The 24,235-nt window shown below is 62.6% G+C and carries 22 protein-coding genes; 9 read left to right on the forward strand and 13 right to left on the reverse strand.

Annotation, left to right across the window (positions count from 1 at the left end; translation table 11 throughout):
- Nucleotides 1–88: 88 nt before the first annotated feature.
- Nucleotides 89–2,542 (reverse strand): glycogen/starch/alpha-glucan phosphorylase, encoded by a 2,454-nt coding sequence (locus tag P3T17_RS17605; RefSeq protein ID WP_429285968.1) that lies wholly within the window; start codon nucleotides 2,540–2,542, stop codon nucleotides 89–91.
- Nucleotides 2,543–2,877: 335 nt separating this feature from the next.
- Between P3T17_RS17605 and P3T17_RS17610 the strand changes: the two genes are divergently transcribed.
- Nucleotides 2,878–3,105: a hypothetical protein gene (locus P3T17_RS17610; protein WP_074269091.1), complete on the forward strand. Its 228-nt coding sequence runs from the start codon at nucleotides 2,878–2,880 to the stop codon at nucleotides 3,103–3,105.
- Between the two features lie 337 nt (nucleotides 3,106–3,442).
- Nucleotides 3,443–4,810: an MFS transporter gene (locus P3T17_RS17615; RefSeq protein WP_429285969.1), complete on the forward strand. Its 1,368-nt coding sequence runs from the start codon at nucleotides 3,443–3,445 to the stop codon at nucleotides 4,808–4,810.
- Nucleotides 4,811–4,882: 72 nt separating this feature from the next.
- Here P3T17_RS17615 and ltaE read toward each other — a convergent pair whose 3' ends face one another.
- From ltaE to P3T17_RS17630, 3 genes are all read right to left on the reverse strand, one after another.
- Nucleotides 4,883–5,890, reverse strand: coding sequence for a low-specificity L-threonine aldolase (ltaE, locus tag P3T17_RS17620; RefSeq protein WP_429408201.1), 1,008 nt, complete (start codon nucleotides 5,888–5,890; stop codon nucleotides 4,883–4,885).
- Between the two features lie 233 nt (nucleotides 5,891–6,123).
- The gene (locus P3T17_RS17625; protein ID WP_074269094.1) at nucleotides 6,124–6,849 is read right to left on the reverse strand and encodes a peptidoglycan DD-metalloendopeptidase family protein; all 726 of its coding nucleotides are present in this window, start codon (nucleotides 6,847–6,849) and stop codon (nucleotides 6,124–6,126) included.
- Between the two features lie 70 nt (nucleotides 6,850–6,919).
- Nucleotides 6,920–7,231, reverse strand: coding sequence for a cupin domain-containing protein (locus P3T17_RS17630; protein WP_429408203.1), 312 nt, complete (start codon nucleotides 7,229–7,231; stop codon nucleotides 6,920–6,922).
- A gap of 266 nt (nucleotides 7,232–7,497) precedes the next feature.
- Between P3T17_RS17630 and P3T17_RS17635 the strand changes: the two genes are divergently transcribed.
- Together P3T17_RS17635 and P3T17_RS17640 are read left to right on the forward strand one after the other, a co-directional pair.
- Nucleotides 7,498–7,818: a hypothetical protein gene (locus P3T17_RS17635; protein WP_074269095.1), complete on the forward strand. Its 321-nt coding sequence runs from the start codon at nucleotides 7,498–7,500 to the stop codon at nucleotides 7,816–7,818.
- Nucleotides 7,819–7,957: 139 nt separating this feature from the next.
- On the forward strand, nucleotides 7,958–8,695 hold the full coding sequence (locus P3T17_RS17640) for a DUF2968 domain-containing protein (RefSeq protein ID WP_429285972.1): 738 nt from the start codon (nucleotides 7,958–7,960) through the stop codon (nucleotides 8,693–8,695).
- A gap of 98 nt (nucleotides 8,696–8,793) precedes the next feature.
- On the opposite strand, the gene gndA is transcribed toward P3T17_RS17640, so the two are convergent.
- From gndA to P3T17_RS17675, 7 genes are all read right to left on the reverse strand, one after another.
- Nucleotides 8,794–10,203: an NADP-dependent phosphogluconate dehydrogenase gene (gndA, locus tag P3T17_RS17645; protein WP_074269097.1), complete on the reverse strand. Its 1,410-nt coding sequence runs from the start codon at nucleotides 10,201–10,203 to the stop codon at nucleotides 8,794–8,796.
- Nucleotides 10,204–10,321: 118 nt separating this feature from the next.
- Complete coding sequence (locus P3T17_RS17650; protein WP_429408205.1) at nucleotides 10,322–10,957, reverse strand: DUF938 domain-containing protein; 636 nt, start codon at nucleotides 10,955–10,957, stop codon at nucleotides 10,322–10,324.
- 13 nt (nucleotides 10,958–10,970) lie between these two features.
- Nucleotides 10,971–11,576, reverse strand: a complete 606-nt coding sequence (locus tag P3T17_RS17655; protein WP_429408206.1) for a pyridoxamine 5'-phosphate oxidase family protein — start codon at nucleotides 11,574–11,576, stop codon at nucleotides 10,971–10,973.
- 282 nt (nucleotides 11,577–11,858) lie between these two features.
- The gene (locus P3T17_RS17660; RefSeq protein ID WP_074269100.1) at nucleotides 11,859–12,716 is read right to left on the reverse strand and encodes an NAD-dependent protein deacetylase; all 858 of its coding nucleotides are present in this window, start codon (nucleotides 12,714–12,716) and stop codon (nucleotides 11,859–11,861) included.
- Nucleotides 12,713–12,946 carry an oxidoreductase-like domain-containing protein gene (locus P3T17_RS17665; protein WP_254369061.1) on the reverse strand — a complete coding sequence of 78 codons (234 nt, stop codon included), beginning with the start codon at nucleotides 12,944–12,946 and terminating at the stop codon, nucleotides 12,713–12,715. Before P3T17_RS17665 ends, P3T17_RS17660 begins: the two co-directional genes overlap by 4 nt.
- Nucleotides 12,947–13,038: 92 nt before the next feature.
- Complete coding sequence (locus P3T17_RS17670) at nucleotides 13,039–13,797, reverse strand: SDR family oxidoreductase (protein ID WP_429408207.1); 759 nt, start codon at nucleotides 13,795–13,797, stop codon at nucleotides 13,039–13,041.
- A 107-nt stretch (nucleotides 13,798–13,904) separates the two neighbouring features.
- Nucleotides 13,905–15,878, reverse strand: coding sequence for an APC family permease (locus P3T17_RS17675; RefSeq protein WP_074269102.1), 1,974 nt, complete (start codon nucleotides 15,876–15,878; stop codon nucleotides 13,905–13,907).
- A gap of 374 nt (nucleotides 15,879–16,252) precedes the next feature.
- On the opposite strand from P3T17_RS17675, the gene P3T17_RS17680 reads away from it, so the two are divergent.
- Genes P3T17_RS17680 through P3T17_RS17695 form a run of 4 tightly spaced genes read left to right on the forward strand, consistent with a single transcriptional unit; the run spans nucleotide 16,253 to nucleotide 20,432 of the window.
- Nucleotides 16,253–18,604 carry a TonB-dependent receptor gene (locus P3T17_RS17680; protein WP_429408209.1) on the forward strand — a complete coding sequence of 784 codons (2,352 nt, stop codon included), beginning with the start codon at nucleotides 16,253–16,255 and terminating at the stop codon, nucleotides 18,602–18,604.
- Nucleotides 18,605–18,656: 52 nt separating this feature from the next.
- Nucleotides 18,657–19,262, forward strand: coding sequence for a MotA/TolQ/ExbB proton channel family protein (locus tag P3T17_RS17685; protein ID WP_429408211.1), 606 nt, complete (start codon nucleotides 18,657–18,659; stop codon nucleotides 19,260–19,262).
- Nucleotides 19,259–19,657 (forward strand): ExbD/TolR family protein, encoded by a 399-nt coding sequence (locus tag P3T17_RS17690; protein WP_074269105.1) that lies wholly within the window; start codon nucleotides 19,259–19,261, stop codon nucleotides 19,655–19,657. The genes P3T17_RS17685 and P3T17_RS17690 overlap by 4 nt, the downstream gene beginning before the upstream one ends.
- A 4-nt stretch (nucleotides 19,658–19,661) precedes the next feature.
- Nucleotides 19,662–20,432 (forward strand): energy transducer TonB, encoded by a 771-nt coding sequence (locus tag P3T17_RS17695; RefSeq protein WP_429408212.1) that lies wholly within the window; start codon nucleotides 19,662–19,664, stop codon nucleotides 20,430–20,432.
- A gap of 34 nt (nucleotides 20,433–20,466) precedes the next feature.
- On the opposite strand, the gene P3T17_RS17700 is transcribed toward P3T17_RS17695, so the two are convergent.
- Together P3T17_RS17700 and P3T17_RS17705 are read right to left on the reverse strand one after the other, a co-directional pair.
- Nucleotides 20,467–21,876: a DUF2252 domain-containing protein gene (locus P3T17_RS17700; RefSeq protein WP_429408214.1), complete on the reverse strand. Its 1,410-nt coding sequence runs from the start codon at nucleotides 21,874–21,876 to the stop codon at nucleotides 20,467–20,469.
- 416 nt (nucleotides 21,877–22,292) lie between these two features.
- On the reverse strand, nucleotides 22,293–23,735 hold the full coding sequence (locus P3T17_RS17705) for a M23 family metallopeptidase (protein ID WP_429408216.1): 1,443 nt from the start codon (nucleotides 23,733–23,735) through the stop codon (nucleotides 22,293–22,295).
- 39 nt (nucleotides 23,736–23,774) lie between these two features.
- Here P3T17_RS17705 and P3T17_RS17710 point away from each other — a divergent pair, with 39 nt between their 5' ends.
- Nucleotides 23,775–24,071, forward strand: coding sequence for a hypothetical protein (locus P3T17_RS17710; RefSeq protein ID WP_429408218.1), 297 nt, complete (start codon nucleotides 23,775–23,777; stop codon nucleotides 24,069–24,071).
- Nucleotides 24,072–24,235: the final 164 nt, after the last annotated feature.

Consider the following 24,235-nt stretch of genomic DNA (forward strand, 5'->3'; position numbering starts at 1 on the left):
TCTGCCCTTAGAGACGCGCGGCGCGTCTTTTAACAACAGTTCAGTTCACGCTGTGCCGCACACATCCTCGCGGCACAGCGCTGACTCCTTACGACATATCCAGCGGCTTCACATGCCAGATCTCCCGTGCATACTCGCCGATCGTACGGTCAGACGAGAATTGCCCCATGCCGGCCACGTTCTCGATCGCGCTTTCGGTCCATGCGCGTGGGTTGCGGAAGCGTTCATCCACTTCCTTCTGGGCCTCGGCAAACGCCGCGAAGTCCGCCAGGACCATGTAGTGATCGCCCCAATCCACTAGCGTATGGAAGATGTCCGAGAAGCGCAGCGGATCGTCGGGCGAGAAAAAGCCCGTGCGAATCTGGTCGAGCGCCATGCGCAGTTCGGGGTTTTCCTCATATAGCTGACGCGGTCTGTAACCCGCTGCGCGCAGGTTGTCCACCTCGTCGGCCGTATGACCGAAGATGAAGATATTCTCCCGCCCAACCGCATCGCAAATCTCGATGTTGGCGCCATCCATCGTGCCGATCGTCAGCGCGCCGTTGAGCGCCAGCTTCATGTTGCCGGTACCCGATGCCTCCGTACCCGCCATCGAAATCTGCTCAGACAGATCCGCAGCCGGAATGATCAGTTCCGCGACGCTCACGCCATAGTTCGGCACGAACACCACCTTCAGGCGATCGCCGATCAAAGGATCATGGTTGACCTTCTCGCTGACATCGCCGATCAGCTTGATGATGGTCTTCGCCATCCGGTAGGCCGAAGCCGCCTTGCCCGCAAACATCACGACGCGCGGCACCCAGTCAAGCTCAGGATTCGCGCGAATCTGGTTGTAACGCACGATCACATGCAGCACGTTCAGAAGCTGCCGCTTGTATTCATGGATACGCTTCACCTGCAGATCGAACAACGCGTTTGGATCGAACGAGATTTTCGTATGGTGAGCCAGGTGATGCGCAAGGCGCAGCTTGTTCTGCCGCTTTGCTTCGCGAAACGCGTCGACAAACGCGCTGTCGTTGCGCAAATCGCGCAGCCTCTCGAGCTCGAACAGATCGCGGCGCCAGTGGGTACCAATCTGCTCGTCGATCAGCGACGACAACGACGGGCTCGCCTGCGCCAGCCAGCGCCGCGGCGTGATGCCGTTGGTCACGTTGGTAAAGCGTTCCGGGTAGATGCGCGCGAAGTCGGCGAAGATATCGCGCGTCATCAGTTGCGAGTGCAGCTTCGAGACGCCGTTGACCTTCTGGCTTGCCACAATTGCGAGATAAGCCATCCGCACGCGCCGCTGGCCATATTCGTCCACCAGTGAAATGCGCCGGATCATTTCGGCGTCGTGGCCGGACTGTTCGCTCACATGCTTGAGGAACTGCGCATTGATCTCGAAGATAATTTCGAGATGGCGCGGCAACAGACGCGCCAGCGTCTCGACATCCCACGTCTCCAGCGCTTCGGGCATCAGCGTGTGGTTGGTGTACGAGAACATCTGCTGGATTTGCCCCCACGCCTTGTCCCAGGGCACGTGATGCACGTCGATCAGCAGGCGCATCAGCTCGGGAATCGCCAGCACCGGGTGGGTGTCGTTCAGATGCACCGCGACCTTTTCGGCGAAGCGGCCAAAGGTGCTATGCGTGCGCTGATAGCGGCGAATCAGATCCTGCATCGTCGCCGAGACGAAGAAATACTCCTGCCGCAAGCGCAGTTCGCGTCCCGCCGGTGTGGAGTCGTCCGGGTACAGCAGGCGCGAAACGTTCTCCGACATCGTCTTCGCGTCGACGGCGCTGCGGTAATCGCCACGGTTGAACGCTGACAGATCGAGCTCTTCCGATGCCCGCGCGGACCACAAGCGTAGCGTGTTCGTCGCACTCGTTGCGTAGCCAGGGATGACCGTGTCATACGCCATTGCGTTGACATGCTGGGTATCGATCCATTCGACGTAGTCGCCGCGCTGTACCGTGCGGCCGCCGAAGTGAACCAGATACTGGATCTCGGAGCGCGGAAATTCCCACGGGTTACCCGCGCGCAGCCAGTAGTCCGGCGCTTCCACCTGCTCGCCGTTGACGATCTGCTGACGGAACATGCCGTACTCATAGCGAATGCCGTAGCCGAAGCCGGGGATGCCGAGCGTCGCCATCGAATCAAGGAAGCAGGCCGCCAGACGGCCAAGGCCGCCGTTGCCGAGCGCCGCGTCCGGCTCCATCTCGATCAACGCTTCCATGTCGACGCCGAGGCCCGCGAGCGCTTCGCGCATCGGCTCGTAGATGCCGAGCGCAAGCAGCGCATTGGTGAACGTGCGGCCGATCAGGAATTCCATCGACAGGTAATACACGCGCTTCACATCCTGCTCGTACTGCAGGCGTGTGGTCTTCATCCAGCGGGCGACCAGCCGGTCGCGCACCGCAAGCGCAGCGGCGTGCAGCCAATCATGAGGACGCGCAGTGACGGCGTCCTTACCGACGCCGTACATCATGCGGTTTGAAATTGAGCGCCGTAGCGCATCGACAGTGCTGTTGAGCTGGTCGAACTCCAGATCCACGGCTGTCATTGAGGCCTCCGGTAAGTGCTGCGACACAGCACACGCAAACCGCACAGATGACGGACGGGAGGCGCGTGCCGGTCAGGCGGGTAAATATGCAGAGTAGGACATTTCCGTCATCCCGTCACCGGGACACCGGGCCACCGGTGTTGCATGCAACATGCCTGCTGCGACTGCTGAAGCCGCGCAAGAGCAAGTTAAGCACACATACGGTGCAAGCGCGCCTCAATCGACTGGCCTGCCTGCACTAGTATGGAGGAAGAAGAAGGCAGGTCCACGACGGCATGGCCAGCGCAGGCATGCACCGCGCCCGCTCTCTTCATCCTGCTACAACGGAGGTCGAGATGAACGCACAATCCATGCTCGGAATGTTCCACGCCCAGGAACTGCTGCTGGTCTCGCTGATTCGGGCACTTCCTCCGGAGACGCGGCGCCAGATCGCCGACGAATTCCAGCAGCAGGTTGAACTGGCCGAAGCGCCACATTTGAGCTCGGGACATGAGCGCGATACGACTGAGGCATTCAAGGCGCATATTCGTAAGCTGTCGATTTTGTTGGCTTCTTTCGCTTAAGGCTTACGGAAGTCATAAGCGCCGGTGCTTGTGGTCGCTGTGCTGGCTTGACCGTTAGTTGCGTTTCACTGCCAAGGTTCCCATTCCGTAAAAAGCGCCACCCTGCGTATCTGCCAGCAGGATTTTGCCCGCTCTGTAACAATCTGCTCATCCGTAGCGTGTCGGCGCATCGCATCAGTCAAGCGCCCGCGCGCCCCTTTGATCTGCGCGGTTGCATCGGTCCCGGAAGGCGAGCGCTTCATCGCCTCGCGCCTGCCCGCTCGCCACCCGAACAGCCTGTCCCTCGTCCGTGAACACACCGCTTTCCCCCGACTACGCCCCGCCTGGCGACGCGCCGATGTCCGCCAGCAACCGCCGCGCGATGGCGGCGCTCATGTTGGCCGTCGCGCTTGCCACGCTCGATACGGCGATCGCCAATACCGCGCTGCCGGCTATCGCCGCCGACCTGCACGCAGCGCCCGCGGCATCGGTCTGGATCATCAATGCCTATCAGCTCGCGGTAGTCGCGACCCTGCTGCCACTTGCGGCGCTCGGCGACATCATTGGCCATCGGCGGATCTATCTCAGTGGGATCGCCGTGTTCACCGTTGCGTCGCTCGCCTGCTCGCTGTCGGGCACGCTGCCGCTGCTCGCTGCGGCGCGGGTGCTGCAGGGCCTGGGCGCCAGCGCGATCATGAGCGTCAACGCCGCGCTGATTCGCGATCTATACCCGCCCCACCGGCTCGGGCGCGGGCTCGGATTGAACGCGCTAGTGGTCGGCGTGTCGTTCGCGGTGGGGCCGACGGTGGCCTCGCTGATCCTCTCGCTCGGCACTTGGCCGTGGCTGTTCGCCGTCAACATTCCGCTTGGGATCGGCGCGCTGGTGTTCGCGATGCCGGCCCTGCCCCATACCACGCGCGGCACTCACAATTTCGACCGGGTCGCCGCCGTCCTGAACGTGATCACGTTTGCCGCGTTGATCTTCGCTCTTGGCGAAGCCGCGCAGCGTGAGCCGCTGCAATATGTGCTGATTGCTGCGGCGGTTGCCGTCGTGTTCGGTTTGCTGTTGATGAAGCGTGAAGCCGGCCACCCGGCGCCGATGCTGCCCGTCGATCTGTTCAAGCTGCCGGTGTTCGCGCTATCGGCGGTGACCGCGATCTGTTCATTCGCCGCTCAAGGGCTGGCGTTCGTCTCTCTACCGTTCTATTTCGAAGACGTGCTGCATCGCACCCAGGTCGAGACCGGCTTCCTGATGACGCCCTGGCCTGTGGTCGTTGCGCTGGCTGCGCCGTTCGCTGGACGCCTGTCGGATCGTTATCCCCCCGGTCTGCTGGGCGCGATCGGGCTGGCGGTGCTGTCTGCGGGCATGGTCTCGCTTGCGCTTTTGCCGGCGCATCCGCAGGTGCTCGATATCGGCATCCGGATGGCGGTGTGCGGAGCGGGCTTCGGCTTTTTCCAGTCGCCGAACCTGAAGGCATTGATGGCGAGCGCCCCGCCCGAGCGCAGCGGCGGCGCGAGCGGCATCATCGCCACCGCGCGCCTGCTGGGTCAGACGACAGGTGCCGCGCTGGTGGCGCTGAGCTTTGGGATCGCCGGGCGCCATGGGCCGACGCTAGCATTGTCGGCGGGTGCGGTGTTTGCCGGCGCGGCGAGTATCGCCAGTGGCTTGCGGCTGTTCGCTCCATCGCATCGTGCGGCGGGGGGTGCGCAGACGTCGGCGAAGTGACGGTGGCGATAGCCGTGCGGAGTATTGGATAAGCGGTCGCCGTGGAGCGAGCGGCGGCCGCCGTTCGGCCTTTCAATGCGCCGTGAAATATCCCTTCACCGCGGCCAGGAAGGTATCGATATCCGCACGCGACACGTCCATATGCGTGACGAAACGCGACGCGTACAGCATCTGGGTCAGGATGCCGCGCTCCTTCAGCCACGCTTCGAGCGGCGCGCAATGTTGCTTTGGAAACTGCGCGAACACCATGTTGGTGGCCTGCGACTGCACCTTGACCTGATCGATCTGCGCGAGACCCGCGGCCAGATGCGCGGCGTTCGCGTGATCCTCGGCGAGGCGCTCGACGTTGTGATCGAGCGCATACAGGCAGGCCGCCGCCAGAATGCCCGCCTGACGCATGCCGCCGCCGAGCACCTTGCGCCAACGGTGAGCGCTCTCCAGCAACGCCTTGCTGCCGACCAGCACCGACCCCACCGGCGTCCCTAATCCTTTTGAGAAGCAGATCGAAACCGAATCGAACGGTGCGCATAGCGCTATCAGCGGCTGGCCCGATGCGACCGCGGCATTGAAGACGCGCGCGCCGTCGAGATGGGTCGCGAGCTTGTGCTCACGCGCGAGTTGCACCGCTTCGGCCACATAACCCGCCAGCAGCACCTTGCCGCCGATCGTGTTCTCCAGCGCCAGCAACCGCGTGCGCGCGAAGTGATCGTCGATGGGTTTGATGGCGGCCACGATCTTGTCGAGCGGCAGCGAGCCGTCTGCGGCATTTTCGATCGGCTGCGGCTGGATGCTGCCGAGCACCGCTGCGCCGCCGCCTTCGTATTTGTAGGTGTGGGCCGCCTGACCGACGATGTATTCATCGCCACGTCCGCAATGCGCCATCAACGCGGCCAGGTTGCTCTGTGTGCCGCTCGGAAAGAACAGGCCCACTTCCTTGCCGGCGCGCTCGGCCACAGCGGCTTGCAGACGCAACACGGTCGGGTCGTCGCCCCATACGTCGTCTCCAACTTCGGCGGACATCATGGCCGCCAGCATCGCCTGACTCGGACGGGTGACGGTATCGCTGCGCAAATCGATCATGTGGAATTCCTGTGTGAGGGCGCCATGGCCCGCGCCAATTTCGGCTCGCGCCCGGCCTGGGCGACGACGTGATAATCGACCAGTGTATTCAATTATGGAGGCGCTGAAAACCGGTCGAAAACAGCGCATGGCCCACAGACAAATTGCAAGCGGCGTTTAAGGCGCGATGGCAAGCGGACGAGCCACCCACGCTATGGTTGACGCCCGCTTCCTATGCCACTAACGACCGCGCACTAACCGCCCGTCTTCGGCAACCAGTTCAGCGGATCGACAGGGTGTCCGTCCTGACGCACCTCGAACTGGATCGAGCCGATGCCCCGGCTATCCGCCCCCACCTCGCCGATGGTCTGCCCTTGCGTGACAGCATCACCTTCCTTGACCAGCAACGTGCTGTTCTGGCCATACGCCGTAATCAGCGAGTCGCTGTGCTTGATGATGATCAACGGCCCATACGCTTCGATGCCGGTGCCCGCGTACACGACCCGTCCCGCGGCGGCCGCCTTGACCGGATCGCCGATCCTGCCGCCAATCACGATACCCTTGGTGCTACCCGGCATGAACGGTCTGAGCACGGGTCCACGCAGCGGCCACACCAGTTGCCCCTGCTGCGCCACTGCACCCGAGCCTGGCGCCGGGTTCCCCGGCACCGGCGGCGGCGGCGACACGCGCAGCACCTGACCCACCGTCACGCTGGCGTTGGGCTGAAGGCCGTTCCAGCGCGCCAGATCCTGTGGACGTTGTCCATAAGCGGCAGCAATGCCCGGCAGCGTGTCGCCAGGATTCACGCGATAGTAGCCGGCGGCCACCGCCCCGGTTGGCGCGCCGTTGGTCTGGTACCCCCCCGAAGTATTGTCGTAGGATGTTCCGCCCCACGGCATCGTCGTGCAACCACTGAGCGCGGCCGCGATGGAAACAGCAATCAGAACCTGTGTAGCTGCACGTTGCGACTTTTCTGTCATCTGATAATCCTCGGCACGTGAGTCAATCAATCTTCAAGCGTCGGCGTGACAAACATGAGGCCCGCCAACGTCAAACGCTACCCTCGGACTCGACCACGAGAATGCGCGCCTCGCCCACCGGATGCGCAACGTGTTCGGTCCCGACCGATGCGTAGAAGACATCGCCTGTCTCCAGCATCGCCGAGCGCTCCTCGCCCGCTTCGCGGTAACGCATCTCAACCCGGCCGTCCAGAACGGCGAAGACCTCCTCGCCGTCGTTGACGTGCCATTTGCACGGCTGATCCGTCCAGTGCAACCGCGTGGTGATGCCACGCATGTTGGCGATATCGAGTGCGCCCCATGGGCGCTCAGCCGTAAATGTCTTGCTGCGGATAATCTTCATGATGGATATGCCAACCGGATAGTCCACGCAGACCGTGTGCCACACGGCATGCTGCACTGCACATAAAACGGTCCTCAGGGGAGAATCCGCACGCACCATTATAGGGTGCGCAGCCTGCCGGCCACGCTGCAGAACGTTGTCCAGAGCGGGCGAGAATTCGTGTGAGCATTGAATCCCTCCCCGCCTCGCCTATACTGGGTCTTGCTGACGCAACGCACAGCAGGCGAACCGCTCGCCGCCATGTACAGTCCGTGAGGAGCTCGGGGATGAACAAAGCCACGTTTCTGGCCGTGCAGTTAAACGTCGAAGATGTTGCGACATCCCCGGGTCTGGTCGAGCTGCTCAATACTCACCTTGTGTTCGCAGCGGACGTCGCCGAAGCGGCGGATGCCTTGGTGCAACTGGCCAGCATCGCGCGTCTGTCGAGCGGCGTCGAGGCCAGCGTCGAGCTTCCTGCGGTCGCGCTGGAGCGGCTGCGCGAAGCGCTCGACAACCTGAGCGGCTACGACGAGTCGTGGCTTCTCGCGCTCGAACCCAGCAGCGAGCTGTTCGGCGATCTCGCGCGCCGGCAGCGCACGCTGCACTGAGTCGCACTGCTGCGGGCTGGCGGCTTCTGGCCGCTGCGCCCCTCCGTTTTCGTTCACCGCACGCACCGCCTGGTAGCCCGGCATGCTGCACTGTCGGCGCCGCCTCGCGGTTTCGGGCGAGTCACTTTGAGGAACTGCCGTGAAAAGTCTCCTGAACCGACGCAGTGCACTGCTCGCCACTGGCCCATCCCACCTTGTCCAGGTGGCCCACGACAACACCACCTCGTCAGACGACGAGCCAGCGGCAAACGTCAGCAGTTCGCCCAGTCCGTCCGCTTCGACACCTGCCGAGCCACCGCGGCCTGTCACGACCTTAAGGCCCGTTCCGGTCGTACCTTCCCAGACAAGCGGCCGGCCGGTACAAATGGCCGACAGCGCGGAAATCGAATGGCTAGCCGAGGAAGAAGCCTTAACGCCGTTCCGGGTGTTCCGAAGTTTCGACTACTCGGTGAGCCTGTTGTTCCATGCGCGCGAGCTGGCCTATTACGTGGCGCTGTATCAGAACGGCACACTCTGGCGTGCGCTGAAAGCCGCGGACCTGGATGCCGCCGAGGCCGCTTTCCATCACTTCGAAGAACAGGCCACGCGTCTCTCGGAGGGCGAGACACGTCGTGCGCAACTGGCTGCGCAGAACGAACAGCTCGCACGGATGATCGCGGAATCTGAAGCCCAGGCTGAACGCCTGCGCTGCGATTTGCAGCGCAATAGCGTGCAGGAGCAGGCAGTGTCGGGGCGGATGCATCAGGTGCGCAAGGAGGTCGCGCAACTGGAGGCGCAGCGCGTCGCCGCGCAGGCGCAATTGAACAAGGCACACCGGCAGATTCATCAACTCAATCTGACCAGCAATGAAGGCGTGCCGCATCTGCCGGGCCGTTGATTGGCAAACAGCCCGGGCCGCCCCTTAACAGGGCGCCCGGGCTGTTGGGCGCAGCAGATGTCCAGGTCCGGCGGCGCCGCTGTCCTACATCGTAACGATCAGGACCAATTGGCGTGGAAGCTGCCCGGCTTGTCGACGCGCTCGAAGGTATGCGCGCCGAAGAAGTCGCGTTGAGCCTGCACGAGGTTGGCCGGCAGACGCTCGGAGCGATAGGCATCGAAGTACGCCACCGCCGATGCAAACGTCGGCACCGGCACGCCCGCCTTCACCGCAGCGATCACCACGTCACGCAACGCTCCCTGATAGTTCGAAGCGATGTCGTTGAAGTACGGGTCGAGCAGCAGGTTGGCGATCGCCTTGTCTTTCGAATACGCGTCCGTGATCTTCTGCAGGAAGCGGGCGCGGATGATACAGCCCGCGCGGAAGATCTTCGCGATCGTGCCGAAGTCCAGATCCCATTTGTACTCTTCCGAAGCCGCCCGCAATTGCGCGAAGCCCTGCGCGTACGAGATCACCTTGCTGAAGTAGAGCGCGCGGCGCACCGATTCGATGAAAGCGGCACGATCGCCGTCGAACGCCTTGGGTTCCGGTCCCTTGATGACCTTGCTCGCGGCGACACGCTCGGTCTTCAGCGACGACAGCACGCGCGCAAACACCGACTCGGTGATCAGCGGCAACGGCACGCCGAGATCGAGCGCGTTCTGGCTCGTCCACTTGCCGGTGCCCTTTTGCGCGGCGCGGTCGAGGATCACGTCCACCAGATCCTTGCCCGTCTCGTCGTCCTTCTTGTTGAAGATCTTCGAGGTGATTTCCATCAGGTAGCTGTCGAGCTCGCCCTTGTTCCACTCGGTGTAGACCTCGCCCAGTTCCTTGTTCGACAGGCCGACCACCTGCTTCAGCACCGAATAGCTTTCGGCGATCAGTTGCATGTCGCCGTATTCGATGCCGTTGTGCACCATTTTCACGAAGTGGCCTGCGCCGTCCGGGCCCATATACGCCACGCACGGCTCGCCATCCGGCGCCTTGGCGGCGATTTCTGTCAGGATCGGTGCAACCAGGTCGTACGCGTCGCGCTGGCCGCCCGGCATGATCGACGGACCTTTCAGCGCGCCTTCTTCACCGCCCGAGACGCCCGTGCCGATGAAATGCAGGCCGGCCTTGGCCAGTTCTTGATTGCGGCGGATCGTGTCGGTGAAATGCGTGTTGCCGCCATCGATCAGAATGTCGCCCTTGTCCAGCAGCGGTTTGAGCGAGGCGATCGTGTCGTCGGTGCCTGCGCCCGCCTTGACCATCATCAGAATGCGGCGCGGCTTTTCCAGCGACTCGACGAACTCTTCGAGCGTGTAAGTCGGCACCAGCTTGCGATCGGGATATTCTGCGATCAGTTCATCGGTTTTCTCACGGCTGCGGTTAAAGACGGACACCGCATGACCGCGGCTTTCGATGTTGAGTGCCAGATTGCGGCCCATGACCGCTAGCCCCACTACGCCGATTGCCTGTTTGCCCATTTGAATTCTCCAGATTCCGAATTGTCGAGACGCCGCGCCCAAAATGCCGCCGACGGGGCGTCGAGGATGAAAGCATAAAAGAAATGGCCGATTGCCGCTCGTTAGTGCGCTTCCCGGTTCAGATTCGAGTCGCGCCCTGGCGTTTCGTGAACACCAGACTGAAATTGTTGGCAGGCATCGCGATAGGCTCGCTACAGACGAACCCCTGCGCCTCGCCGAGCGCCACCACCGCCTCCATGTTGCGCACGCCGAACGCGGGATTGCGGTTGCGCAACTGCTGATCGAAAGCTTCGTTGCTGGGCGCGGTGTGCGCCCCGTGACGGCGGTACGGCCCGTATAGATACATTACACCGCCGCCGCCCAGCAAGCGGGCCGCCCCGTCGAATAACGCCTGGGTGGCAGTCCACGGCGAAATATGAATCATGTTGATGCAGATCAACGCCTGTGCTGAATCGATGCCCCACGGGCCATGCTCGACGTCCAATGCGAGCGGCGCCCGGATATTCGTCAGACCGGTATGAGCGGTCCACGCAGCAATCGACGCGCGCGAGCCGGCGTCGGGATCGCTCGGTTGCCAGACGAGGTCGGGCAGCGCCGCCGCGAAGTGCGTCACGTGCTGGCCGCTGCCGCTGGCGATCTCAAGCACGAGGCCGCTCGCCGGCAACACCTGCCGCAGGACGGCGAGGATCGGATCGCGATTGCGTTCGGCGGCGGGGGCGTGCTGACGTGCGTCGGAAGTGGATGGGTTGCTCATGGGGTGCAGGATCTTAGTACAGGGTCGTACGCACTCTTTCGGCCAGTTCGAGATCGTAGGCGAGTGCGTCGAAAGTTTGGCCGTTGATACGCCGGTGAATCGCGCCGGCGCTCGGCAGGCGCGAGCGCTCCACATGGCGCTCCGGATCCCACAGTCTGGAGCGAACGAGCGCCTTCGAACAATGGAAATACACGGCGTCGACGTCGACCAGCAGCACGGTGCGCGGGAGCTTCCCTTCGACTGCGAAGCTTTCGAGCAGCGCCGCGTCATCGGAAATACGCCCGCGGCCGTTGACCCGCAAGGTCTCGCCGACGCCCGGCACGACGAACAGCAGCGCGAGACGCGGCTCGACGATGATGTTACGCAGACTGTCGATACGGTTGTTGCCGGGACGATCGGGAATCGCCAGTGTCCGTTCGTCGATGATGCGTACGAAACCGGCCGCGTCGCCGCGCGGCGAGCAGTCGAGCCCCTCCGGCCCGGCGGTGGCCAGCAAGACAAACGGCGCGAATTCGATAAATGCGCGGTAGTCCTCGTTGACGTAGGGAATCTCTTTGCGCACCGCGCGCTCGTGCGGCTGGCCGTAGATCGTCTCGAGTTGTTCGATGGTCGTCAGCATGGGCGTTCCTGTGTCGAACAGAGTGAGTGCTTTGGCTGTCGGGCAGAATTCTCGCTTTAGCGCGCTACTCTGGCCCATGCGAAGCTCTTCCTCTGGTTTCGTGCAAAGCGGGTTCGTCGCGGACGTTCGCACAGCGAGACACCTGCGGCGCGGCAAACGACTTTCCATTATCGACGATCCGGGGGCGATTCGGGCATGCTTTGGGCCTGATCGCGGTGCAATCGAGGCGCAATCTGGGCCATATCCGGGCTCCATCCGGATAAAGGACCGCCGGTAGGCGCCTCAGTCGAGCGCGAGACGCGCAGCCAGCGCGGTCAGGGTCTCCGCGCACGGCGCTGCGACTTTCAGCGCCAGCAACGGATCGGCGCGCGTGCGGCCCAGATTGATCGCGGCAATCGGCTTGCCCATCTTTTGCGCCCAGACACAGAAGCGGTAACCCGAATAGACCATCAGCGAAGAACCCACCACCAGCATCGCGTCCGCCGCTTCGAGTGCGCGTGTGGCGTCGTCGACAGTCGCGCGCGGCACGTTCTCGCCGAAGAACACCACCGAAGGCTTCAGTTGGCCCCCGCAATTCGGACATGCCGGAATGCGGAAGCCACCGAGGTCGTGCCATTCGAGGTGAGCGTCGCCGTCGGCGGCGGGTTCGGCGACCACATCGAGCAGCGCCGGGTTGTCTGCTTCGAGCGTCTGCTGGATCGCCGAGCGCGCATGCCGCGTGCCGCAATCGAGACACGTCACCGCGCCGATGCTGCCGTGCAGTTCGATCACGTCACTGCTGCCCGCACGCTGATGCAGCCCGTCGACGTTCTGCGTCACGAGCGTCGGCACGTGTCCGGCGGCTTCTAGCCTTGCAAGCGCACGATGCGCGTCGTTCGGCTTGGCCTGCGCCACCACCGGCCAGCCGATCATGCTGCGGGCCCAGTAACGCTGCCGCGACGCCAGCGAGCCGAGAAATTCCTGCAAGGTGATCGGCGGCGAGCGCTTCCATTCGCCGTTTTCGTCGCGATAGCCGGGAATCCCGGAATCGGTACTGATGCCCGCGCCCGACAGCACGAACAGACGCGGATGACGCTGCACGAAGTCATGCAGATCGTCGAGCGCGGGCGTTTCGATGAGGGCGGGCTGGAGATCGGTCATGAGCGGCTTTTCGGCTGGCAAGGTTTGAGCGGCTGCCGAGCCTGCCATTCGGCAAGCGCCGCCTGATACCGGTCAAAGGCGTCGTCGTACAGATCGAAGACACAGGGGCTGCAGCCGCTATGACAGCAATCGTCGAGGTCGGGACGCACAGGCGGGACCGGGGGCGGATCGTCGAGCGGGTCGTTCTGCGGCCTGTCGCGCAGTTTGTCCTTCGGCGAAGCTTGAGGCACGGCTGAATCCGGGTGACATGGGATCAAACAGTATAAGTTGATCCGGTGCGTGGCGTGCTGCGAGCCGCGCGTCAGTCATGCTCCACGCTCCCTCACCCGCGCCCGACGAACGGCATCTTGCTCGCCATGATCGTCATGAACTGCACGTTCGCCGACAACGGCAGGTTCGCCATATGCAATACGGCATCGGCAACCAGTTCGACATCCATCAGCGGCTCGATCACGATCTCGCCGTTGGCCTGCGGCACGCCTGTCGCCATCCGCGCGGCCATCTCCGTGGCGGCATTGCCGATGTCGATCTGCCCACAGCAGATGTCGTACTTGCGGCCGTCGAGCGAAACGGATTTCGTCAGACCGGTGATGGCGTGCTTGGTCGACGTATAGGCGATGCTGTTCGGACGCGGAGCATGCGCCGAGATCGAACCGTTGTTGATAATGCGTCCGCCACGCGGGCTCTGCGCTTTCATCATGCCGAAAGCCGCGCGCGTACAAAAAAACACGCCGTTCAGATTGATGTCGACCACCGCGCGCCAGTCTTCGACGCTGAGCTCGTCAATCTCAACCGGTGGTCCACCGCGTCCCGCGTTGTTGAACAGCACGTCGAGGCGTCCATAGCGCTCGCGGATGGCGTCGAACAGCGCGGCGACACTCGCGGGGTCGCTCACGTCGCACGGGACAGCGAGCGCATCCTCGCCGCGTTGCCGCGCCTCGTCGGCAAGCGCATCGAGCGGCGCCTGCCGGCGTCCTGCCAGCACCACGCTGTAACCGTTCTGAAGAAGCCTGCGTGCCGTCGCGTGGCCAATGCCGCTGCCCGCGCCCGTGACCAGCGCGATCTTGTTTGTAGCCGTCACCACCCGTCTCCCTGGAAATAAGCTGTCCGCCAACGTACCACGTCTGCGCTTTCGGCGGCAGCGAGACGCACCTGTCCGCTTACGCTCATCCAACGCTCACCTGACGCTCACCCGACATTCATCGGCAATAGCACCATCTGTCTGCCTTGCTGATGCAGGCGCGTCTGGATTTCGACGGGGGTCTGGTTATGCAGCCATGCGGTCAGGAAGTTGACCCGCTTGAAGATCAGCTTGCTGGCGAAGCACACGCTGTTCGGAAACTCGTCCATGGTGCTATCGGCCAGCTTCATGAATTCGATCACCGGATGCGTGCCGAAGGCGACGCGGTAATCGGCAGCGATGCCATGCTGACGACAAAACCCAACGTAGTACGCCAGCGATGCGGTGATGGTTTGCTGCAAGCGCTGCAGGTTTTCTTCGCCTTCGTAGCTCTTCGCGTCCACCTCGCCCACCGCGAGAAACACGATGTTTTTGAAGTGGCCAGGAAACAGGCGGTTGACCCACAGCAGCGCATGCATACTCGCGCCGCGATGCTTGCCGACCAGCAGGATAGCGGTAGGCAGCGAGGGATCGGGCTCGAGTGGCGCGGCGGCGTCGGAGAGCGCCGGCGGCGCGCCGGAGAACAACGCATCCTCCTTGGCGAGTTGCGCGCGCGTATCGCTGTAGTGGCGTCTGATGAGGAAGCACAGCGCCACCACGGCGCTTGTCACCAGCACGGTCAGCCAACCTCCTGCGGTGAATTTCTCGATCAGCGTGATCACCAGCACCGTGCTCGTCACAGCCAGTCCAAGCGCCGAGAGAGCGAAGTGCCGCACCCAACTCCGGCTTTCGCGACGATGCTTCCACCAGTAAGTGCACAGGCCCAGCAGCGACAAGCTGAAAGTCAGGAACACATTGATGCTGTACAGCACCACGAGGATGTCCACGTTGCCGTGCGTCCACATCAGGATCGCCAGACTCGCAACGCCCATTACGACAATGCCGTTCTGCCGCACGAGGCGCGTCGACAGATCGCGAAAGTGGCGCGGCACCCATGAATCCGCAGCCATGTTCGACAGCACCGCGGGACCATCGAGAAAGCCGGTTTGCGCGCCCACGAGCAACAGACCCGCTTCGAAAGCGAGCACGGCGGCCAGCAAGGCATGACGAGCGAACGCCGAGCCCAGGCCGAGGTGATCGATCACGCTGCCGAACACCACGGCGTTGAGCGTTTGCCCTTCCACTGGCGTTGCGTGCCACAGCATGTATAGCAGGATGATGCCGCCCGCCGTAAATGCCAACGAGGTGGCCATGTAGAACATCGTGACCTTGCCCGCCGGCACGCGCGGTTCGGCCAGCATGTTGACGTTGTTGGATACAGCTTCAAGACCGGTGTAGGTGCCGCCGCCCAACGAGAACGCACGCATCAGCAACGCCACGACTACCAGCGGTCCGAGCCCATGCGACATGCTATGCGCTTCGGCCACCGCGTCCGGCACGACCGCGGCCAGATGATTGCCGTGTACGGCGACGCCGTAGACGATCAACCCCAGGTGCAACACTACAAAGCCCATGAAGATCGGCAGCAGGACCATGATGGATTCCCGCATACCGCGAAAGTTGAGACCTGTCATTAGCACGATCAGGATCAGTTCGGTAGCGAGCTTGAACTCCTGTGCACTGACCGGCAGCAGACTGAAAAAAGCATCCACACCGCTTGCCAGCGAGGTCGCTACCGTCAGCACGTAATCGACCAGCAGCGCGGCGCCTGACACGAGTCCTGGGCGCGGTCCCAGCAGCGCCGTGGCGACCCTGTAGCCGCCTCCGCCGGTCGGGAACAGTTCGATGACCTGGTTATAGCCGAGCGCGATGATGAACACCGTCGCCGCAGTGGCGAAGGCCAGCAACAACGCAAGCTGGGTATGCTGGCCAAGTGCGAGAAACGCCTCTTCCGGCCCGTAACACGACGAAGACAAACCGTCGGCACCTAGCCCAACCCAGGCCAGGATCGGCGTAACGGCGATCGCATGACGGGTGCGGGGATCCAGGGGATCGAGCGGTTTGCCGAAGAGCAGTTGCCAGATCCTGTTGACTGCTGTCATGGCGTCTCCCGGCGAGAGTGTCGTCGACCTGCGTTGCATGGAAATGTAGAGCAGTTACGGGTTATCTGCCAGACGGCCTTACCCGTGATGCGACAACGCGTGAGCCGCTCTCGCTGATCGGGTCAAGTCTCGTCGTTGCACGAGATGGCCCTTCCTTTCAACCTGGCTTCGATTTGCTGTCGGATCGCGCAGCAGGTATTTCGATGTGTGCGTTCTTCCCCGCCACAGATTCGAATCCGCGATTGCACAAACAATTTGTTATGTTATAACATCACTAAATTCGCAGACCGGGCCCACGCCTGAAACACGGCGCTTACCGCTAAGTACGGCCAGTCCGGCGCGACAAGAGGATCATCCACTCGCACAACAAGAACATGAAACATCACATACTCATCTCGCGTGCCGTGTTGCTGCTGTTTGCGCAGACGGTTTCGCTGCACGCGCTTGCCGCCTCCGCAGGCGCCCCGTTGACCGGTACCGTCACCGATACGCAGGGACACGCGGTCGACAACGCCGCGGTGTCGATTCAGGATGCCGACGGCCACACGCTCGCGCAAACGCACACCGGCCACGACGGCCGTTTCGCGCTGTCCGACGTCCAGCCCGGCACCTACGCGGTCACCGTCAACGCGAAAGGCTTCGGGTCGAATACCAGCATCGCCACCGTCGACGGCAACACGCCTCCCGCGCTGAAAGTCGCGCTCGAAAAAGGCAGCGCAATCGACGTCAACGTTCAGGCACAGCGCCTCAACGAGGCCCGCAACGGCCTGCAGCCGGATGTCGGCGCGAGCGTCTACCGCTTCACGCAGGCGGACATCCAGGCGCTGCCGCAAGGGGACAACACGCCTATCAACCAGGTGTTGCTGCAGGCGCCAGGCGTCGCCAACGATTCGTATGGCCAGCTCCACGTACGCGGCGATCACGCGGACCTGCAATACCGGATCAACGGCATCATCATTCCCGAACCGATCAGCGGCTTTGGGCAGTCGCTCGATACGCACATCGTCGATCAGGTCAACCTCATCACCGGTGCGCTGCCGGCGCAGTACGGCTACAAGACGGCCGGCATCGTCGACATTACGACGAAGTCGGGAGATCTCGGCAACGGCGGCTCGGTCGATGTCTATGGCGGCAGCCATCAGACACTGCAGAGCAGCGCCGACGTCTACGGATCGGAAGGTGCGCTCAGCTATTTCTTCACCGGCTCGCTCGGCGAAAACAACCTCGGCATCGAGGCGCCGACTGCGGACGGCAGTCCGATACACGATCACACGCGCCAGGGCAACGGCTTCGGCTACCTGTCGTACATCATCAATCCGCTCACACGCGTGACGTTGATGGCGGGCACGGCTGCCAATCAGTTCCAGCTGCCGAACACGCCAGGCCTGCCGACCAATTTCGCGCTCGCCGGCCACGCAACCTTCAACTCCGCCGATCTGAACGAAACGCAGTCGGAGCTGAACAACTTCGGAGTACTAGCGTTGCAGGGCACCAATGGCGGCGCACTCGACTATCAGGTGTCGCTGTTCACACGCTATACGCGGACCCAGTTCAATCCGGACCCCATCGGCGATCTGATGTTCAACGGGGTGGCCTCGACCGACTTCCGCAGCAACCAGGCCGAGGGCGTGCAGGCCGATACGACGTTCCGGCTCAACGACGCACACACGTTGCGTGGCGGCGTGTGGGTCGAGCAGGAGCACGCCGTCTTCAGCGACAATGTTTCCGTGTTCCCCACCGACGCCAACGGCAATCAGAGCTCGGACGTCCCGTTCAACATCAACGACGCGGGTGCCAACACGGGCTATCTGTATAGCGCGTACCTGCAGGACGAATGGAAGCTCAATAGCAAGCTGACGTTGAACTACGGTCTTCGTTACGACGGCATGGACGAGTTCGTGCACGCCAGCCAGTTGAGTCCGCGTATCGGCCTCGTATTCGAGCCGACCAACGCCACCACGCTGCATGCCGGTTATTCGCGCTACTTCACACCACCTGATTTCGAACTGGTCTCTGCGACTACGGTCTCCCGTTTCGTCGGCACGACCAATCAGAGCGAGGTGTCCGCGGACAGCCCGGTGCAGCCCGAGCGCAGCGACTATTTCGACATCGGCGTGACGCAGCGCATCACGCCCGCGTTGACCATAGGCCTCGACGCTTACTACAAGATCGCAAGAAACCTGCTCGACGAAGGACAGTTCGGCACCGCGCTGATCAATACGCCGTTCAACTATCAGTACGGCCGCGTGTATGGGCTCGAATTCACCACCAACTACAAGCAGGGCAACGTCTCCGCGTATCTCAATCTCGCGTATAGCAAGGCCCAGGGCAAGGACGTCGATTCGGCGCAGTTCAACTTCTCCGCGGCCGAACTCGCGTATATCGCCAATAACTGGGTGTTCCTCGACCACGATCAGCGCGTGACCGTGTCGCTCGGTGGTGCCTATGAACTGGGGAGGACCACGTTCACTGCCGACGCGATCGTGGGCAGCGGCTTGCGCAGCGGCTTTGCGAACACCGACAAGCTGCCGTGGTACGGACAGCTCAATCTGGCCGTGATCCAGCATTTCAACGAACCGATCGTCGGCAAGTTCGATGTCCGCCTCGTGGTGATCAATGCGATCAACAGCGTGTATGAACTGCGCGACGGCTCGGGCATCGGTGTCGAAGCTCCGCAATACGGTCCGCAGCGCGCGATTTACGCCGGCATCACCAAGCTGTTCTGAGAGCGGTGCCGATAGCGCTGACGCCAGTAAAGAAACACGAAGGAGCCTGACCATGAACGACTGGACCAATCTCGCCGACGCGGCACGCCTCGGTGGCTGGGTAATCTATCCGCTGACGGTGCTGGCGACCGTCGCGCTCGCCATCACGCTCGACCGGGCGTATGCGTTCTGGCGGTTCGCACGCATGCCGGGGTTAGCCGACCTTAGGCAGCTTCCCGGTAGCCTGCCAAAACAGCACGCGTTTAGCCGGATTGGCCAGTTGCTGCGCGACCCGCGGACCCCGTTATGGCGCATCGAAACGCGGGTCGAGGCTGCCGCCGCGCAGATCGAGCGTGATATGAGCCGCGGCTTGTGGCTGCTCGAGACCATCGTGACGGCGGCGCCGCTGCTAGGCCTGCTCGGCACGATCGTCGGCATGATGCATTCGTTCAAACTGATCGGCGGCGATGGCCTGGTGAATCCGTCGGGCGTCACCGGCGGCGTCGCGCAGGCGCTGATCGCCACCGCGATTGGCCTTGTGATCGCTCTCGTCGCGCTGTTTGCGTTTAACTTCTTTTCGCGCCGTATCGATCGTCTGATGGACGAACTCGAATCGTTCGCCAACGAGTCGCTCAGCGACCTGCGCCTCGCTAGCGAAAGCGCGGGACTTCCGTCATGAAACTGCGGCGCTCACGCCGCTCGAAGCGCGGCCGCATCGAAATCATTCCGATGATCGATGTGATGTTCTTTCTGCTGGCGACCTTCATGCTGACCTCGCTGGCCATGCAGCGTCTGGACGCCGTGCGGATCAACCTGCCGCAAGGACGCGCGCAGCAGATGACCCAGGACAAGCCGCTGACGCTGTCGGTGAACGAGGCCAATCAGGTTTTTATCAATCAGCAGGCCGTGCGGCTCGATCAGGTCACGCCGACGATCGCGCGCCTGTTGCGTCCCGACGCCAACGTGGTGGTCGCCGCCGACGATCACGCGTCACACGGTGTCGTCGTGCAGGCCATGCTGGCCGCACGCCAGGCTGGAGCCGAGCACTTTCTCGTCGCCGTGCATCGTGAGTAGCGGCTTGCAACGGCTATTGGCGCTTGCTGATCGCGAGGGCGCGCGTTTTGCGGTGGCGTCTGTGCTGGCTGGGGTGCTGTGTCTGACGCTACTGGCGCGCTCCGTGGGTTGGCTGACCACCCAGGAATCTCCACCGCACACGCATGCGCCGACGACGATCGATATGCGTCTTGTCGAACTTGCGCCACCTCCGGTGCCTGCGCCGCTCACGTCTGTGCAACGAGCCGCGCCTGCACAGGCGGCGCCCTCTCCGCCCGTCGCGAAGCGCACCCAGACCACCCCGGCGCCGATAACGCACGCGGTCCAGCCGCCGCATAGTAGTCCAACACAACCAAGGCAACCACCGCAGCCGCACGAAGAGGCGCATTCCCCGATTGAGCCGGCAACACCCGAGCAATCCGCAACGTCAACCACATCCGCGCGGGCAGCACCCGCAGCGGCCACGGCAAGCAACGCTGCCGCGCCGTCGAACAGCACAGCAGCCGCCACGCCGGCGCCGCCATCTGGCAGCACGCAAGCACGCCTGCTATCCCAACCGATGCCGGTACTGCCGGACGACCTGCGGGAGCAGGGTTATCAGGTCACGGCGCTCGCTCACTTCAAGGTACATGCCGACGGCACGTTCGAAGTCGAACTGGTGAAGCCTACGCAAAATCCACGGCTCAATCAGATCCTGCTGGAAACCTTGCACCGCTGGCGCTTTTTCCCTGCAATGGAAAACGGCCACCCCGTCGAAAGCGATCAGGACGTGCGGGTGCACTTTTCGGTCAGTTGAGCGGTGTCGCGCCGCTCAACCGAACTGCCAGGGACTACATACGGAAATCCGCTGCCATGTCCTCGTCGCTACGCGCTTCAAGCTCGCCGTTGCGGCAGGCTTTCATGAAGACGTCGTAGTCTTTCTCGACCTGGTCTGCGTAGGCGAGTGCGTAGTCGGTCAGCGCTTCTCCAAACTGATCGCCGCGGCCAATATACGCGCTGATTTCAATGGCCTTGCCGCTCGCCTTCGCATGAGCGCGCGCCATCACCCAGCCGCACAACTTCGCGTACCCCAGCAGGAGGTCGTTATCGAACAGCTCGATATTCGCCGAGAGCTTCATATCGCGCAGTTGCCGGAAATAGAAATGCCGGCTCGACGGGCCGGTAGCCCACCCGAGGAAGATGTCGCTCGCTGCCTGCAGCACGCGCTGCCCGCGCACGACGCGCTCGCCATCGTGCTGCAAGGTTTGTCCCTTGAAGTATTGGGCGACCACCGACTGGCGCGCTTCCTTGATCTGGAGGAAGAGCGGCTTGCCCATATGATCGGTGCTCAGCAGAACCAGACAGCGCGTGCCCACGCTGCCGACGCCCACCACCTTGAACACCAGATCCTGCGCCGTAAAGTGGCTCAGCAGTTCGCGCCGGTCATGCGTCAGCGTCTTCAGGTACTCGCCGTACATGGGCCCGATGAGCTTGCGCCAGTCGCCCAGAGTGAACCAGTCGTCTTCAGCCTCGAACATCGTATTGGCGCCGTGCACATGAAATAGCCCGGGCGGCGCATCACGGATGATCAAATGGTCGCCCACGTGCTCGCACATCTTGTCGAGCATGCTCTCCTGAGTACGCCCAGCCGCCTTCTCCATGCCGCGCCTGACGGTGCGGCGGCGCTCCGGCGTCAACGCGGTTTCGGCCATGTGTTCGAACGTAATGCGCTCGTACCACAGTTCGAGCGCCCCGCATTGCGCATACTGCATCATGCGATCGCGGTATTCGCTGACCGCCGTCATCACCAGTTCGGCGGAGAAGCCCCGGCTCAGGCGCATATGCCGCGCGGCCACCACGAGACTGGCAGTCAGGCGTTTGAGATCCCATTCGAACGGACCGAGCGCCACCTCATCGAAGTCGTTCAGATCGAAGACGAGTTGCCGTTCCGGTGTCGCGAAACCGCCGAAGTTCATCAGATGGCCATCGCCGCAGATCGGCATCACGATGCCCGTGTCGGAAGTCCGGCTCAGGTCGTGAGCCTGGATGATCGCACTGCCGCGAAAGAACGTGAAAGGCGAAACGGCCATGCGACCGTAGCGCAATGGCACCAGCTTCTGCACCCGCCCTTCGCTGCTTTGCTTGAGAAGATCGACCGGGTTGCGGTGGACATCGCCAGTCGCGCGATGACTCGAGCGCTTCGAATGTTCGCGCGCTGCCCGGCCGCTGGCCTCCCGTTCCGCGATGGTGCTGGCTTTCATGCTCCGCTCCGGTTATGGTGACTCGCCGCAACCGGCGTGGCTCTCAGTCCACACCGGCTGCCGTGCCGACGCGCCTTAACTGCGAATGCGCCGGATTGCACTATTCATTGTGTTCTTCGAAGATCGCCCCACTGCCACGCCGGCAAGCGCCATTGCGTTGCCGTATTAAATCCTGTGGGCAACGCGGGCGCAAGTGCATTCGCGCCGGATAGCAGAAGGGGCTGGCGCCTTGACCAGGCGCCAGCCCCTTTCTTGCGCGGCCTGCTGCTTTGCCGCGAGAAAACAGCGGATCGGCAAAGCCGGTGCTGTCATGGTTGTGTCATCGGACCGTGTCGTTAAACGAAATAGTTGCGCCCGCCCCGGAAACCTCCAAGGCCGTCAACACAGCGATGCTCAGTTCAGGTGGCTGGGGAAACTCATCGCACAGGAAACGGCGTATTCGCGGCGGTGCGCACATCGCCCGGCATTGCGGGAAGCCCGGCAAGTGCGACACTCGCCAATTGATCGAACGCGGCACGCTGGCGACCCGCCAGCGGCACCGCGCTCGAACGGCTCGTCAGCTTGAGCGGATCGGTAGGCTGGTTGTTCAGGCGAACCTCAAAGTGCAGATGCGGACCAGTCGCGACTCCCGTCTCTCCGACTGCGCCCAACGACTGTCCCTGGGTGACCTGCATGCCTGCCCTCAGTCCCTTGGCAAACGCCGATAGATGCGCGTAGTACGAGGTATAGCCCTGCGTGTGACGCAGCACGACATGATTGCCATAACCGCTGTCGTAACCAACGAACTGCACCGTGCCTGCGGAGGCAGCAACGACCGGCGTACCGGGCGCCGCTGTGAGGTCCACGCCCGTATGCAGCAGACGCTGCCCGGTCACCGGATGAATGCGGTAACCGAATGGCGAACTCACGCGAACGAAGTTCAATGGCATGGCGAACGGTTCGGCGGTCAGACGCTGACCGTCGAACGAATAGTAATCGCCGCCTACCCTTCCTGGCGCAACAAACCAGACGGCGCGATGAGTCTGACCCGCGAGTCGCAACTCGACCGCCGTGATGCGTGCGCCGGCCGCGCTGGCCGGCTTGCCGTCGACCCGTTCATAGGCGATACGGTAGTAGTCGCCCGCTTGAGCCGGTTGAGTGGCGTCCAGACGTCCCGCAAAGATACGGCTGAGTTGCACGACCAGATCCGCCGGAAGGCCCACCGGCGTCCACGCAGCGTGCAAGCCACCTTTGATCTCCCCCGCGTAGGTGTTCGTTTGCGCAGACGGCATCTCCAACGGGGCGACGCCTGAGAGGGTGGTGGAATGAGCAACATCGGCGGCACGTGACCCGGAGGTGTCGGCGAGGCTGACCGTCTTGCCAGTACCGACGGCAACCCGCCCGGTCCATTCGTGGGCCCCCGCAGAGGGAGCCAGCGGGACGCACACGGAAGGGCTGAACCGGCACATCTTCATCAGCACCGGCTCGTCGAGCGACAGGACAAGCGTTGGGCGCGAATGCAGATCGTCGCGAAGGAACGACAGGTTATGCAAGCCATCGAATGCCATTTGCATCACGGATGTGACTGGCCCATCGGAGGCCGGCAGACGGTTTGTGCCGTCCGGAGTCGGGGATTGCGTGCCCGGCAGCGGTCGTTGCACTGCAGGCTGGTTTGAGCCCGGCACTGACGCCTGACCGGGTAGCTTTGAAACCGCACGCGACTCGACAGGCGCGCCCAGCGCAGCAGCCAACGCGCTGCTCAGCATGAACACTCTGGCTGCAGCACCCATTGGAGACGTGCGTTTGAGATCGGGCGACGGATTCGTATTGGTGGAATGAACCGGCTCGGGGACAAGGATGTTACGTAGATACAGCCACATGATGGAGAACTCTCGCAGTCGAAAAGAAGGCTGCGGGGCATGGGCGACGGTGTGACGACACTTGGTAGCCGCGCGGAAAAGATGGCAGATCCCGTGCAGGGCATTTCTGACATCGGACTACACAGCCCGGCAACAGGAATCGAAAGTCTACTGACGGAGGAAGGTCCGAAAAATAGGAATAGTCTCGACTTGTCCTATCTGTTCGGCGTCCGCGCCCCGATACGCCGCGCGATCGCATCGATCGTAGACACCCACCGTTCATCCACGCGCCTCGACAAATATCACGTTCAAGCGATTCGTCACGGCGCTTTAATGCAGATCAATATTTACACTTGATTAACACAAATTCCATTTCGGATTACTCTTATTTGACGCTCAGGACCATGCAATTAGCCTCTCACACGCCCGTGAATTCCACAGGCAAACCGTGAATCCTGATTTTGAAAAAATATTACATTTATAAAATAAAACGGGATTCACGTAAATTGACATTTACATTT

Source organism: Paraburkholderia sp. GAS82, from assembly GCF_050436285.1.
In the GTDB taxonomy this organism is placed as follows: Bacteria; Pseudomonadota; Gammaproteobacteria; order Burkholderiales; family Burkholderiaceae; genus Paraburkholderia; species Paraburkholderia phenazinium_B.

Bases quoted from the DNA above. Each gene is read 5' to 3' on its own strand.
- P3T17_RS17650 (WP_429408205.1), bottom strand. From the start codon at position 10,957: ATGAGCAACCCATCCACTTCCGACGCACGTCAGCACGCCCCCGCCGCC.
- ltaE (WP_429408201.1), bottom strand. From the start codon at position 5,890: ATGATCGATTTGCGCAGCGATACCGTCACCCGTCCGAGTCAGGCGATG.
- gndA (WP_074269097.1), bottom strand. From the start codon at position 10,203: ATGGGCAAACAGGCAATCGGCGTAGTGGGGCTAGCGGTCATGGGCCGC.
- P3T17_RS17625 (WP_074269094.1), bottom strand. From the start codon at position 6,849: ATGACAGAAAAGTCGCAACGTGCAGCTACACAGGTTCTGATTGCTGTT.
- P3T17_RS17710 (WP_429408218.1), top strand. From the start codon at position 23,775: ATGGGCGACGGTGTGACGACACTTGGTAGCCGCGCGGAAAAGATGGCA.
- P3T17_RS17655 (WP_429408206.1), bottom strand. From the start codon at position 11,576: ATGCTGACGACCATCGAACAACTCGAGACGATCTACGGCCAGCCGCAC.
- P3T17_RS17610 (WP_074269091.1), top strand. From the start codon at position 2,878: ATGAACGCACAATCCATGCTCGGAATGTTCCACGCCCAGGAACTGCTG.
- P3T17_RS17705 (WP_429408216.1), bottom strand. From the start codon at position 23,735: ATGTGGCTGTATCTACGTAACATCCTTGTCCCCGAGCCGGTTCATTCC.
- P3T17_RS17635 (WP_074269095.1), top strand. From the start codon at position 7,498: ATGAACAAAGCCACGTTTCTGGCCGTGCAGTTAAACGTCGAAGATGTT.
- P3T17_RS17605 (WP_429285968.1), bottom strand. From the start codon at position 2,542: ATGACAGCCGTGGATCTGGAGTTCGACCAGCTCAACAGCACTGTCGAT.
- P3T17_RS17680 (WP_429408209.1), top strand. From the start codon at position 16,253: ATGAAACATCACATACTCATCTCGCGTGCCGTGTTGCTGCTGTTTGCG.
- P3T17_RS17690 (WP_074269105.1), top strand. From the start codon at position 19,259: ATGAAACTGCGGCGCTCACGCCGCTCGAAGCGCGGCCGCATCGAAATC.
- P3T17_RS17660 (WP_074269100.1), bottom strand. From the start codon at position 12,716: ATGACCGATCTCCAGCCCGCCCTCATCGAAACGCCCGCGCTCGACGAT.
- P3T17_RS17700 (WP_429408214.1), bottom strand. From the start codon at position 21,876: ATGAAAGCCAGCACCATCGCGGAACGGGAGGCCAGCGGCCGGGCAGCG.
- P3T17_RS17630 (WP_429408203.1), bottom strand. From the start codon at position 7,231: ATGAAGATTATCCGCAGCAAGACATTTACGGCTGAGCGCCCATGGGGC.
- P3T17_RS17685 (WP_429408211.1), top strand. From the start codon at position 18,657: ATGAACGACTGGACCAATCTCGCCGACGCGGCACGCCTCGGTGGCTGG.
- P3T17_RS17615 (WP_429285969.1), top strand. From the start codon at position 3,443: ATGTCCGCCAGCAACCGCCGCGCGATGGCGGCGCTCATGTTGGCCGTC.
- P3T17_RS17675 (WP_074269102.1), bottom strand. From the start codon at position 15,878: ATGACAGCAGTCAACAGGATCTGGCAACTGCTCTTCGGCAAACCGCTC.